This is a genomic window from Stenotrophomonas sp. FR012 (assembly GCF_047520565.2).
Taxonomy (GTDB): domain Bacteria; phylum Pseudomonadota; class Gammaproteobacteria; order Xanthomonadales; family Xanthomonadaceae; genus Stenotrophomonas; species Stenotrophomonas sepilia.
This window is the reverse complement of record NZ_JAXBQL020000001.1, coordinates 509,382-522,032: the sequence shown is the minus strand read 5'-3', so window position 1 is coordinate 522,032 and position 12,651 is coordinate 509,382. Positions and strand designations below refer to the sequence as shown.

Sequence of the window (12,651 nt, the reverse complement as noted above, 5' to 3'; positions counted from 1 at the left end):
CCCCCCCCCCCCCCCCCCCCCCCCCCCACTACCGGGGTGTTGTCACGCTTCGCGCTCCAACACCCCATCACGCAACCGGTACTGCGCATCGACCACGCCTTCGGGCAGGTCGTCGTGGGTGATCATCAACAGGCTGCGCCCGTCCAGCAACCCGGAGAGATCCTGCAGCAGCGCACGTGCAGTATCCACGTCCAACCCTTCGGTTGGTTCGTCCAGCAGCAGGATCGGCGCGTTGCGCAGCAGTGCCCGCGCCAGCGCCAGCCGTCGCGCCTGGCCAGCCGACATCGTCGCGCCGTTCTCGCCCACCCAGGCCTGCAGGCCACCGTTGCGCTCGGCCCAGTCGCCCAGGCGCACGCGACGGAGGACCGCCCACAAGGCGGCGTCGCTGGCATCGGGATCGCCCAACCGCAGGTTTTCTGCCACGCTGCCGGCAAACACCGGTGCGTTCTGTGGCAGCCACGCCAGTTGCTGGTGCCACTCAGCCTGGGCGACGTCGCGCAGATCGCGGCCACCATAGGTGATTCGCCCCTGCTGCGGATCCCACAGCCGCAGCAGCAGGCTGGACAGCGTGGTCTTGCCACTGCCGCTGTCGCCGCGGATGGCAATGCGTTCGCCTGGCGCCAGGGTCAGCTGGAGACCGGACAGCACCGGCCGCGCCGCGCCCGGCCACTGGAAATGCACATCGTCCCAATGCACGCGCGCGGCTTGCGGCACCGGCTGTGGCACTTGCGGATCGTCCACCGTCGGCGGTTGCTCGACGATCGCCTGCAGGCGATCTGCGGCAATGCGCCCGGACTGCAGCGACTGCCAGGCCAGGCCCATGCCGGCCCACAGTTCGATCAACGCCACGGTCAGGAACACGAGGCCCGCCGCCATCTCCGGCGCGATGCGCTGCCGTTCGGCGGCGTGCAGGGCCAACGCCAGCATCGCCACCAGGCCCAGCCCGGCCACCAGGCCGTGCAGGGTCGAGGCCGCGACCAGGCGCCAGCGACGGCGGCGGTCACGCGAGGCCAACTGCTTGGCTGCCACGCGCACCTTCAGCTGCCACGCGGCATCGGCATGCAGCGCGGCCAGATCTCCCGCCCCTTCCAACCCTTCAAAGGCCGCGGTGCGCAATGCGGCGCGATGCGCGGCGCGGTCGGCTTCTTCCTCATCGTGGCCACGCACGCCCAGCCACGGCACACCGAAGGCGATCAGCAGCGCCAGCACCGCCAGCAGCACTGCCGCCGACGGCAGGATCAGCGCCGCCGATGCAACCGCCACCACCGACAGCGCACCCAGTGCCACCAGCGGCCCGATCGCCCGTACCAGCAGGCCATCCACCTCGCCGATGTCGCCCAGCAGTCGCGCCAGCAGCTCGCCGGTGCGCGTAGCGCCCAGCCGTGCCGGCGCCAGTGGCAGCGCGCGGCGGAAGAACCAGACGCGCAGATCGCGGGCGATGCGCAGGGTGGCATCGTGGCCCACCAGCTTTTCGAAGTAGCGCGACACGATGCGCGCCAGGGTCAAGCCACGGATACCCGCAGACGGCGAGAAGAAATTGAATCCCTGCCCCAGGCCTGCGGCACCGGCCAGCGCGGCCGCGGTGAGGAAACCACCGGACAGGCCCAGCAATGCAGTGCCGGCCAGCATCGTGGTCCACAACAACAGGATCGTCAGCAACAGGCGCGGACGATGGCGCAGGAACACCGCGCGCAGCGAATCGGGCGAACGGCTCATGCGCGCACCGCCTGTGCCGGTTCCACCAGGCGGCCTTCCGGCAGCAGCAGGCAACGATCGGCCCAGGCGATCACCGCCGGGCTGTGGGTGGCGACCACCACGCTGCGGCCACGTGCATATGCGGCCAGGCTGCGCAGCAATGCCGCTTCGGTATCGGCATCCAGGAACGCGGTGGGTTCGTCCAGCAGCAGCACCTGCGGATCACGCAGCAGGAGGCGGGCCAGGCCGATGCGACGCGCCTCACCACCGGACAGGCCGAAGCCACGTTCGCCGATCACCGTATCCAGCCCCTGCGGCAGGCGCTGCGCAAACTGCAGTACCTGCGAAGCCTCGGCCACCGCGCGCAGGCGCGCATCGCTGGCGCCGGGATCGGCCAGGCGCAGGTTGTCGGCGATGCTGCCGTGGAACAGGTACGGACGCTGGCTGGCATAGGCCACCTGCACGCCGGGACGCACCTGCAGCTTGCCGGCACGCGGCGGCAGCCAACCGGCCAGCGCCTCCAGCAACGTACTCTTGCCGGACCCGCTGGGACCGACCAGGGCCAGGCGCTGGCCCGGTTCCAGCAGCACGTCCAGATCCTGCAGCACATCGTGCGGCGCGCCCAGCGGACGCAGCACCAGACCCTGTGCCCGCAGCGGCGGCAGCGCGGCCTCGGCCGGCTCCACCGCCAGCGGCGCGGCTTCGTTCTCGATCAGGCCCTGCTCACCGGGCAGCGACTGCAGCAGGCGCTCCACCTCAGCAGCGGCAGCCAGCGCATTGGCACGGTCGTGGTAGTGCGCGGCCAGCCGTCGCAGCGGCGCATAGAATTCCGGCGCCAGCAGCAGGCAGAACAGGCCCGCCCCCAGCGTCGGTACCGCTGCATGCAGCGACATCATGCCCAGATAGCTCAGCCCGAGGTACAGGGCGACCATCGCCACGCTGACCGAGGCGAAGAACTCCAGCACCGTGGACGAAAGGAAAGCGATGCGCAGAACCTTCAGGGTGCGCACGCGCACGCCTTCGGCAGCTGCCTCGATCCCCTCCAGCTCAGCCTCGCCGCGGCCATACAGGCGCAGCAGGCCCAGGCCCTTGATGCGGTCGGCGAAATGGCCGCTCATCCGCGCCAGCTCACCCAGCTGCGCGCGGCCGGCCGCTTCGGCCCCCCAGCCCACCAGCATCATGAAGAACGGTACCAACGGTGCAGTGAACAGCAGGATCAGCGCCACCACCCAGTCGACCCAGGCTACGGCGGCCAGGATCAGCAGCGGCACCACCACCACTTCGGTGCGTACCGGCAGGAAACCGCTGTAATAGCTCTCGATCGCATCAGCGTGATGCAGCATCAGTTCGCCCAGTTCGCCGGTGCGGCGCTGGCGCAGCCACAGCGGCCCCAGGCCAAGCAGGCGTCCGAACACGCGTTCACGCAGGGCCAACCGCGCGGCATCGGCCACATCACCGGCGGCGGCCTGGGTGGCGCTGCCCAGCAGCGTGCGCGCCACCAGGATCGCCGCCAGACCGCCCAGCACCGGCAACCCCGAGGCCAGCGGCGCGCGCTCTACCAGCACCTGCTGCACCAGCCAGGCGATGGCGGCCGCCTGGCCGATCAACAGGGCACCGGACAGGCTGATGCACAGTGCCGCCAGCCGCTGGCGGCCTCGAGCAGGCCGCGCCAGATCGGCCAGCCACGCGCTGCGGGCGCGCCGCTGGCGGGTCGTTTCGGCGTCCTGGGACAGGGCGACGGAGGAGGTTTCGGCAGCGCTCAAGGGGTCTTCACGGGCAACGGGGGAGACACGGCATTGTAGGCGCAGGCAATGGCCGGCCTCTGCGGCCAGCAGTCGCAGTCTTCATCAGGTTGGCATACGATCAACCGGGGCACCTGTTCATACATTGATCTGGATCAAGGCTGTTTGAAGTAGTCGGTCACATCATTCACGTCGTAGACCACCCTTCCCGCCACCTGCAACGGCACTATCCAACGAGGTAGCCAGGCCATGATTGATCAGACAGTCGTAGAACTGTCGCGGCTGCAATTCGCGCTGACCGCGATGTACCACTTCCTATTCGTACCGCTCACCCTCGGCCTGTCCTTCATGGTGGCCATCATGGAGAGCGTGTACGTGATGACCGGCAAGGAGATCTGGCGCAGGATGACCCTGTTCTGGGGCGTCCTGTTCGGCATCAACTTCGCCATGGGCGTCGCCACCGGCATCGTCATGGAATTCCAGTTCGGCATGAACTGGTCCTACTACAGCCACTACGTCGGTGACATCTTCGGTGCGCCGCTGGCCATCGAAGGCCTGATGGCCTTCTTCCTGGAAGCCACCTTCGTCGGCCTGTTCTTCTTCGGCTGGAACCGCCTGACCAAGGTCAAGCACCTGATGGTGACCTGGCTGATGGCGCTGGGTACCAACCTGTCGGCGATCTGGATCCTGGTCGCCAACGGCTGGATGCAGAACCCGACCGGTGCGGTGTTCAACCCGGAAACCATGCGCATGGAAGTGGTCGACTTCATGGCGGTGGTGTTCAACCCGGTGGCGCAGGCCAAGTTCGTGCACACCGTCAGCGCCGGTTATGTGACCGGTGCGGTGTTCGTGATGGCGATCAGCGCCCTGTTCCTGCTGCGCAACAAGCACAAGGACCTGGCCCGTCGTTCGTTCGCGGTGGCCGCAGCGTTCGGCCTGCTGTCATCGCTGTCGGTGGTGGTGCTGGGTGACGAGAGCGGTTACGCCGCCAGTGAACACCAGAAGATGAAGCTGGCCGCGATCGAAGCGATGTGGGAGACCGAGCGTGCGCCGGCCGACTTCACCGCCTTCGGCATCCCGAACCAGGACACCCACCAGAACGACTACGCGGTGAAGATCCCGTACCTGATGGGCCTGATCGCCACCCGTTCGTTGAACCAGCCGATTCCGGGCATCCTGGAACTGGTCGAGCGCGCCGAACACCGCGTGCGCGGTGGCCAGCTCGCCTACGGCGCGCTGGAACGCCTGCGTGCGAACAAGAACGACGTGGAAGCGCGCGAGATGTTCGACCGCCACTGGCAGGACCTGGGACACGGCCTGCTGCTCAAGCGCTATCGCGATGACATCCTCAACGCCACCCCGCAGGAAATCTCGCAGGCGGCGATGGACACGGTGCCGCGCGTGATGCCGCTGTTCTGGACCTTCCGCGTGATGGCCGGCCTGGGGTTCTACCTGATCGCCTTCTTCGCGCTGGCCTTCTACTACTCGTGCCGCAACAACTTCCAGGACAAGCGCTGGTTCCTCAAGCTGGCCCTGTGGACGCTGCCGGCACCGTGGATCGCGATCGAGTGCGGCTGGTTCGTCGCCGAATACGGCCGCCAGCCGTGGGCGGTCGATGGCGTGCTGCCGACCTTCTATGCGGCATCGGGCCTGGCCCTGCATGAAATCGTGCTGACCCTGGCCGGCTTCACCGCGATCTACACCGCGCTGATCGTGGTCGAGATCAAGCTGATGCTCAAGGCGATCCGCAAGGGGCCGGACGAACTGCTGCCGTCGCTGCAGTCGCCCCAGCCGCATGCTTCCCACAATGCCTCGGCGCCGGCCGCCGGCCAGGCCTGAGGCAGGAGAACCAAGATGGATTTCATTCTTCTGGACTACACCACGCTGCGCGTGATCTGGTGGCTGCTGCTCGGCATCCTGCTGATCGGCTTCGCCGTGATGGATGGTTTCGACCTGGGCGTGGGCACCCTGCTGCCCTTCGTCGCCCGCACTGATGCCGAGCGCCGCCGGGTGATCAACACCATCGGCCCGGTCTGGGAAGGCAACCAGGTGTGGCTGATCCTGGGTGGCGGCGCGATCTTCGCCGCCTGGCCGCCGCTGTATGCGGTCAGCTTCTCCGGGTTCTACCTGGCGATGTTCGTGATCCTGTTCGCCCTGATCCTGCGTCCGGTCGGCTTCAAGTTCCGCAGCAAGATGCCCAGCGAACGCTGGCGCAACACCTGGGACTGGGCGCTGTTCATTGGTGGCTTCATTCCCGCACTGATCATGGGCGTGGCCGTGGGCAACGTGCTGTTGGGCGTTCCGTTCCATTTCGATGACAGCATGCGCATCTTCTACACCGGCTCGTTCTTCGGCCTGCTGATGCCCTTCGCGCTGCTGGCCGGCCTGCTCAGCGTGTCGATGCTGGTCGCCCACGGTGCGGCCATGCTGGTGATCAAGACCGACGGCCCGGTGGCCGATCGTGCTGCCCGCTTCGGCAGCATCGCGGCAATCATCGCCTTCGTGCTGTTCGCAGTGGGTGGCGCCTGGGTGGCCTTCGGCCTGCCGGGTTACCAGATCACCTCGCAGGTGGTTACCGATGGCGCCACCAATCCGCTGCTGAAGACCGCCGAACTCGGCGCCGCCGGTGGCTGGATGCGCAACTACAGCGCGATGCCGGCCACGATCCTGGCCCCGCTGCTCGGCCTGGCGGGCCTGCTGGCCAGTGCGGTGCTGCTGCGTGCCCGTCGTGGTGGCCTGGCCTTCATCGCCTCCGGTGCGGCCATCGCCGGCATCATCCTGACCGTCGGCTTCGCCATCTTCCCGTTCCTGCTGCCGTCCTCGAGCCAGCCCACCTCCAGCCTGACCGTGTGGGATGCCTCGTCCAGCCACCTGACCCTGTGGATCATGCTGCTGGCCACGGCGGTGTTCCTGCCGATCATCCTCGCCTACACCACCTGGGTGTACCGCGTGCTGAAGGGCAAGACCACCACCGAAGAGATGGGCAACAACCCGAACGCCTACTGATTGCCGGTGTGCCGGCCGACGGTCGGCACACTCTTGAACAAAGGAGATTGACCATGTGGTACTTCGCCTGGATTCTCGGTGCCGGCCTCGCCTCGACGGTGGCCATCCTCAACGGCATGTGGTTCGAAGCCCGCGAGCAGAACCGCATCGAGAAAGAAAATCGTCGCTGAGCTGTAAAAAAACCTTGCCGCCCTGGCCTTCACACGGTATCTTAGGCGGCTCCTTCGGGGTGTAGCTCAGTCTGGTAGAGCGCTACGTTCGGGACGTAGAGGTCGCAGGTTCGAATCCTGTCTCCCCGACCACTCACGTGGTCGCATTGAAGCCTGGTGAAGTCATCCAGGCTTTTTTGTTCCCTGAGGTGGCACTGCTTCGGCAGTGTGAAGAAAACAGCATTCACCCCTTGCCGCCATCGGGGTGAATCGCTAGAATAGGCGGCTCCCTTCGGGGTGTAGCTCAGTCTGGTAGAGCGCTACGTTCGGGACGTAGAGGTCGCAGGTTCGAATCCTGTCTCCCCGACCACTTCGGTGGTCACCAAGAAGCCTGGAAGACATCACTGTCCTCCGGGTTTTTTTGTACCCGGCGCCAGGCCGCCCGCATGACGGGACCTTGCCGGAGCGCACACGTACAATGGCCGCGCTGCCGGCCCACCTGCAGCCACCACTCCCCCACCTGCCGCTTCGGCGTAGACCGATGCCGGCGCTGCATGCCATTGCCGCGGCGTGCGACACCTGCAAGGACCACCGATGAGTTCCTCCACTTCCGATTCGCCGTCGCTGCTGCACGGGCGCGTGCTGGCTTTCGCCGCCATCCTGCTGGCAGCGATCAACCTGCGCACCGCAGTAACGTCGATCACGCCCCTGCTGGACGTGCTCGGCCAGCAGTTCGGCTTCGGTACCACCATGACCGGCGTACTGGGCATGCTGCCGACCGCCTCGTTCGCGCTGTTCGGCGTGGCCACGCCGGCACTGGCGCGGCGCCTGGGCCTGGAACGCACTACGCTGCTGGCAATGCTGATGGCGATGGCCGGCCTGCTGCTGCGCTCCAGCGCCGGCAACGTCGGCACGCTGCTGCTGGGCTCGGTAATCGCGCTGGCCGGCATGGGCATCGGCAACGTGGTGGTGCCGCCGCTGGTGAAGCGTTACTTCGCCAACAAGGTCGGCACCATGAGCACGCTCTACATCAGCGTGCTGCAGCTGGGCACGATGCTGCCGGCGCTACTGGCAGTACCGGTGGCCAACGCTGCAGGCTGGCGCGTGTCGCTGGGCATGTGGGCGCTGCTTGCACTGGCCGCCGCGCTGCCGTGGCTGGTGCTGGCCAGGCGCGCACCGAAGCCGCTGGCCGACGCCGCCGATCCCACCGCGCAGCCGCACGGAAAGGTCTGGCGCACGTCGCTGGGCTGGAGCATGACGCTGATGTTCGGCATGACCTCACTGATGACCTATTCGATGTTCACCTGGCTGCCGCGCATCGTGGTCGAGGCCGGTGGCACGCCTGCATTCGGTGGCGTGATGGTAGCGGTGTTCTCGGCACTGGGCCTGCTGCCGTCACTGGTCATTCCGTCGATGGCGGTACGCATGCAGAACCCGTTCCCGCTGGTGCTGATCGGCTTCTTCTCGTTCGTGATCGCCTTCACCGGGCTGCTGCTGGCGCCGATGAAGGCTACCCTGCTGTGGGCCTGCCTGCTCGGCGTCGGCCCGTCCACCTTCCCGCTGGCGCTGACCCTGATCAACCTGCGCACCCGCACCCCGGCCGGCTCGGCCGCGCTGTCGGGCTTCATGCAGGGCGTGGGCTACAGCTTCAGCTGCCTGGGCCCGTTCCTGGTCGGCTGGCTGCATACCGTCAGCAATGGCTGGACGCTCCCGTTCAGCTTCCTGTTCGGCTGCGCCACCCTGATGCTGTGCGCCTCGTGGGTCGCCTGCAAGCCCCGCAAGCTGGAAGATCTCTGGTAGCCCGGCCGGGGCCGCCAGACGGCCCCGCCTACCGCTCGTCAGACACCGGGCAATCTTGACGCCGAACTGACAATTCCGGGCGGATAGTGCCCACGAATGCCCTTCCTTGCCGCGTGCCGGCATCGGGCATGGGGGCGGCAGCGCCGCCCAGGCCACCACTCGGTGTGCGGGGGACTCTCGTTTCAGACAAGACATTGCAGGTCGCTGTCCGGGTTGTATCCGTCTTCAATGGGCGGGAACGCACGAAGGGAGTGACGCGGGCCACGACCACGCCAAATACTGGCATGTGACTTGCGTCACATTTTCGCAGGTTGTCTGGTTCGGAAGCCAAGGGGGTCCCCAATGGTTGTCCACCGCCGGCTGGCGCTCTGCGTCGGCCTCGCATGCACCGCTCTGGCCTGGACCAGCGGCGCGGCTCCGTCCGACCGCGACGCGGCCCTGGCCGAGATCGGCCGCTACCGCGACCAGGCCCGCTGGCTGGATGCGCTCGGCGCAATCGAGCGCGCCAGCCAGCAGCAGCCCAACGACGATCTGCTGTTCAAGCTGCGCGTGCTGACCCTGGGCGACATCGGCAATGCCTGGCGCGCCTGGGAGCTGTACCAGCAGCGGCCGCAGCTGTTCGACGACGCCCAGAAGCAGCGCCTGGAAGGCGACTACCTGGCCAAACTCGTGGTCTGGAGCCTGGCCTACAGCAGCAGCGAGGACAGCCGCCTGGAAGAAGCCGAGTCGACCCTGGCGCGCATGCAGCGCTACGTCGGCGGCGAAGGCACCCCACCCTCGCAGGCCCCACTGCGCATCCGCATGGACCGGCTGATCCTGCTCAACCGGCTGGGCCGCCATGTACAGGTGCGTGAGGAAGCACGAGCCCTGCAGGCCGAAGGCCACACCCTGCCCGACTACGTGCTGCCTGCCGTGGGCGATTCGTTGATGGGCACCCTGCACCCGGAAGAAGCCATTCCGGTACTGCAGGCGGCCGTCGCTGGCGATCCGGCGCGCGACGCCTCGCATTCGGAACTGGCCTACGCCTACCTGGAAAGCGAGCAGCAGGAAAAGGCGATCGACCTGCTGCAGGCATGGCGCGACAAGGAGCCGGCGTGGCGCTGGAGCAACGGCAAATCACCGTACGCGAACTGGTCACGCTACGAGGCCGATCTCAACCTGGCAATGGTGCGCGCTTACAGCGGCGACCTGGTCACCGCGCAGCACGACCTGGAGTCGATGGTGGACATCGCACCCGGCAACGGAGGCCTGCAGAGTGCGCTGGGCAGCGTCTACATGATGCGCGGCTGGCCACGCAGGGCGCTGCAGCGGCAGCAGATGGCACACGCGCTGGACCCGCGTGACATCGAACCGCGGCTGGGCATGGAAGAGGCCTACGTCGCCCTGCAGCGCGACGACCTGGCGCGGCCGCTGCACGATGACCTGGTCGCACGCTATCCCACCCAACCGGCTGTCGAACGCATGGACCAGGCCTGGCGTGCGCATCGCGGCTGGCAGCTGAAGGCATGGACCGACATCGGCCGCAGCTCCGGTGGCGGTGGCACCTCGCCACTGGGCAACAACGATCGCCGCTATGGTGTGGAAGTGGAGACACCGATCCTTGATGACCGCTGGCGTTTGTTCGCCCTGGCCGACCGGCGCTCGACCGATTTCCAGGACCAGCGCATCGATCCCCTGTGGCTGGGTGCGGGCGTGCGCTACCGCTTCGGGCAGCTGGATGCGGAAGCGGCCGTCCTGCGCGCCAACGACCACATCGGCGATACCGGCCTGCGGGTCGGCGTCGGCTGGCAGTTCAACGATTACTGGCACGCCGGCCTGGTGGCCGCGCGCAATGATCCAGACGCCTCGATGCAGGCACGCGCGGCCGGCATCAGCGCCGACAGCGTGAGCGCACAGGTGGACTACCGGCGCAGCGAGCTCACCCATTGGATGCTCGGTGCCAGCCGCTTCCGCTACGACGACGGCAACCATCGCGAACTGTTCAGCACCAGCATTGAACAGCGCCTGTTGACCCGCCCGCGCTGGCTGCTCGATGGCCTGGCCAGTGCCTATACCAGCCGCGGCAGCCGCGACGACGCGCCCTACTTCAATCCGAAGCGCGACCGCATGGTCGAGATCGGCCTGCGCATCGACCAGCAGCTGTGGCGCCACTACGAGCGCCACTTCCGGCACCGGCTGACCGTCTCGCTGGGTGACTACTGGCAGGACGGGTTCGGCAGTGCGCTGGTGCCGACGGTGTCCTACATGCACGAGTGGCAGCTGGGCCCGGGCCGCGTGCTCGAATACGGCGTGCGCTGGTCGCGGCCGGTCTACGACGGCCACCGCGAGCGTCATATCGGCTTCGAAGCCGCACTGCGCTGGGGAGACTGACATGGCCTGCTTCCTGCGACTGATCGTGCTCCTGCTGCTGGCCGCCATGCCGCCGGCGTTCGCGCAGCAGGCCGCGCATCTCGATGCGATCGACAATGGCCTGCTGATCCTCAGCTACCACGACATCCGCGACCAGGTCGCGGCCAAGGGCGATGCCGATACCTATGCGGTGAGCACGCAGAACTTCGCCGCACACCTGGACTGGCTCGGCGCGCATGGTTATCACCCGGTCTCGCTGTCGCAGGTGATCGATGCCTCGCAGGGGCGGGCCACGCTGCCGCCCAAGCCTGTGCTGCTGACCTTCGATGACGGCCTGCGCAGCGTCTACGACAAGGCCTTCCCATTGCTGCAGGCCTACCGCTACCCGGCACTGGTGGCGGTAATCACCGACTACGTGGACATGGCTCCGGGACGCACCATCGACTACGGGTACCGGCCGTTCGGCCGCGATGACTTCGTCACCTGGGCGCAGCTGAAGCAGATGCACGACAGTGGCCTGATCGAAGTGGCCAGCCACACCGACGACCTGCACCACGGCGTGCTCGCCAATCCACAGGGCAATTCCACGCCCGCCGTGGTCACCCGCATCTACAGCCCGGCCACGCACAGCTACGAGACTGAAGCGCAGTATGGGCAGCGCCTGCGCACCGACCTCGCGCGCAGCGTGCAGCGCATCGAGCAGCACCTGGGCGTGCGCCCGCGCGCCATCGTCTGGCCGTACGCGGCCTACAACCAGTTGAGCAATGACATCGCCGAACAGCTGGGCATGCCGGTGTCCTTCGATCTGGAGGGCCGCAGCACGCCGGTGGCCAGCGACCTGCATGGCCTGGCGCGCTTCCTGGTCAGCGACAACCCGACCGTGGAAGGCCTGGCCTACGAGCTGCGCCGCGATGTCGCGCTCGATGGCATCCGTGCCCTGCAGATCGACCTGGATGATGTCTACGACGCTGACCCGGCGCAGCAGGCACGCAACCTCGATGCGCTGGTCGAACGGGTCAAGCGCATCGCGCCGACGCACGTCTACCTGCAGGCGTTCGCCGATCCGGACGGCAACAACACGGCCGATGCGCTGTACTTCCCCAACCGTCACATGCCGATGCGGGCGGACCTGTTCAGCCGCGTCGCCTGGCAACTGAAATCCCGCGCCGGCGTGAAGGTCTACGCATGGCTGCCGGTGCTTGGCTTCGAGCTGCCCGACCCGGCGCAGCGCAAGGCGCTGGCGATCCGCAACGGCGATGCCGACGGCATGTACCGGCTCGACTTCACCAACCCGAAGGCCCGCCAGATCATGCTCGACATCTACGAGGATCTGGCGGTCAATTCCTACTTTGAAGGCCTGCTGTTCCATGACGACGGCTACCTGCGCGACACCGAGCTGCCGGCACTGGCAGCCGGCGGCGATGGCAGTGCGCGCACGCAGGCGCTGATCAGCTTCACCCTGGCGCTGCGCGACAGCGCGCAACGCTGGCGCCCGAAACTGGCCACCGTGCGCAACCTGTACGCTGAGCCGGTACTCCGCCCGCAGAGCGAGGCCTGGTTCGCGCAGCGCCTGGACCTGTTCAACAAGGCCTATGACCAGACCGCGCTGATGGCGATGCCGTGGATGGAAGGCAGCAAGCACCCCGAGCGCTGGCTGGACCAGCTGCTGGCCGCAGTACGCGCACACGACCCGCAGCTGCAGCACACCCTGTTCGAGCTGCAGACCGTCGATTGGCGCAACGGGCAACCGATTCCCGCCGAGCGCCTGCGCGCACAGATCCGCCAGTTGCAGGCACAGGGCGTGCACCACTTCGCCTGGTACCCGGACGATTTCATCGCCGACCAGCCCTCCACCCGCGATGCCCGCGCGGCGATGTCCGCCGGCACCTTCCCGTACCCGGAGAAGTGAC

The 12,651-nt window shown here is 67.3% G+C and carries 8 protein-coding genes and 2 tRNA genes; 8 read left to right on the top strand and 2 right to left on the bottom strand.

Going from position 1 to position 12,651, the window contains the following annotated elements; all coding sequences use genetic code 11:
- Positions 1 to 42 precede the first annotated feature (42 nt).
- Entirely contained in the window at positions 43 to 1,716 is a 1,674-nt protein-coding gene (gene cydC / locus ACM0O9_RS02535; protein WP_065196625.1) for a thiol reductant ABC exporter subunit CydC, read from the bottom strand.
- A complete protein-coding gene (gene cydD / locus ACM0O9_RS02530) occupies positions 1,713 to 3,458 on the bottom strand; it encodes a thiol reductant ABC exporter subunit CydD (RefSeq protein ID WP_065178265.1) in 1,746 nt (581 codons plus the stop codon). The genes cydC and cydD overlap by 4 nt, the downstream gene beginning before the upstream one ends.
- Before the next feature lie 228 nt (positions 3,459 to 3,686).
- Between cydD and ACM0O9_RS02525 the strand changes: the two genes are divergently transcribed.
- The 8 genes from ACM0O9_RS02525 (at position 3,687) to pgaB (ending at position 12,650) form a co-directional block, all read left to right on the top strand.
- Entirely contained in the window at positions 3,687 to 5,276 is a 1,590-nt protein-coding gene (locus ACM0O9_RS02525; protein ID WP_053501033.1) for a cytochrome ubiquinol oxidase subunit I, read from the top strand.
- 15 nt (positions 5,277 to 5,291) lie between these two features.
- Entirely contained in the window at positions 5,292 to 6,443 is a 1,152-nt protein-coding gene (cydB, locus tag ACM0O9_RS02520) for a cytochrome d ubiquinol oxidase subunit II (protein ID WP_069139781.1), read from the top strand.
- Positions 6,444 to 6,496: 53 nt separating this feature from the next.
- On the top strand, positions 6,497 to 6,613 hold the full coding sequence (cydX, locus tag ACM0O9_RS02515) for a cytochrome bd-I oxidase subunit CydX (RefSeq protein ID WP_005410354.1): 117 nt from the start codon (positions 6,497 to 6,499) through the stop codon (positions 6,611 to 6,613).
- A 55-nt stretch (positions 6,614 to 6,668) separates the two neighbouring features.
- Positions 6,669 to 6,745, top strand: a tRNA-Pro gene (locus ACM0O9_RS02510).
- Between the two features lie 140 nt (positions 6,746 to 6,885).
- A tRNA-Pro gene (locus tag ACM0O9_RS02505) sits at positions 6,886 to 6,962 on the top strand.
- Positions 6,963 to 7,186: 224 nt separating this feature from the next.
- Positions 7,187 to 8,392 (top strand): CynX/NimT family MFS transporter, encoded by a 1,206-nt coding sequence (locus ACM0O9_RS02500; protein ID WP_235649384.1) that lies wholly within the window; start codon positions 7,187 to 7,189, stop codon positions 8,390 to 8,392.
- Positions 8,393 to 8,734: 342 nt separating this feature from the next.
- On the top strand, positions 8,735 to 10,762 hold the full coding sequence (pgaA, locus tag ACM0O9_RS02495; protein ID WP_414604117.1) for a poly-beta-1,6 N-acetyl-D-glucosamine export porin PgaA: 2,028 nt from the start codon (positions 8,735 to 8,737) through the stop codon (positions 10,760 to 10,762).
- Position 10,763: 1 nt separating this feature from the next.
- Positions 10,764 to 12,650, top strand: a complete 1,887-nt coding sequence (gene pgaB, locus ACM0O9_RS02490) for a poly-beta-1,6-N-acetyl-D-glucosamine N-deacetylase PgaB (protein WP_065186045.1) — start codon at positions 10,764 to 10,766, stop codon at positions 12,648 to 12,650.
- Position 12,651 lies beyond the last annotated feature (1 nt).

Bases quoted from the DNA above. Each gene is read 5' to 3' on its own strand.
- pgaA (WP_414604117.1), top strand. From the start codon at position 8,735: ATGGTTGTCCACCGCCGGCTGGCGCTCTGCGTCGGCCTCGCATGCACC.
- ACM0O9_RS02500 (WP_235649384.1), top strand. From the start codon at position 7,187: ATGAGTTCCTCCACTTCCGATTCGCCGTCGCTGCTGCACGGGCGCGTG.
- ACM0O9_RS02525 (WP_053501033.1), top strand. From the start codon at position 3,687: ATGATTGATCAGACAGTCGTAGAACTGTCGCGGCTGCAATTCGCGCTG.
- cydC (WP_065196625.1), bottom strand. From the start codon at position 1,716: ATGAGCCGTTCGCCCGATTCGCTGCGCGCGGTGTTCCTGCGCCATCGT.
- cydX (WP_005410354.1), top strand. From the start codon at position 6,497: ATGTGGTACTTCGCCTGGATTCTCGGTGCCGGCCTCGCCTCGACGGTG.
- pgaB (WP_065186045.1), top strand. From the start codon at position 10,764: ATGGCCTGCTTCCTGCGACTGATCGTGCTCCTGCTGCTGGCCGCCATG.
- cydB (WP_069139781.1), top strand. From the start codon at position 5,292: ATGGATTTCATTCTTCTGGACTACACCACGCTGCGCGTGATCTGGTGG.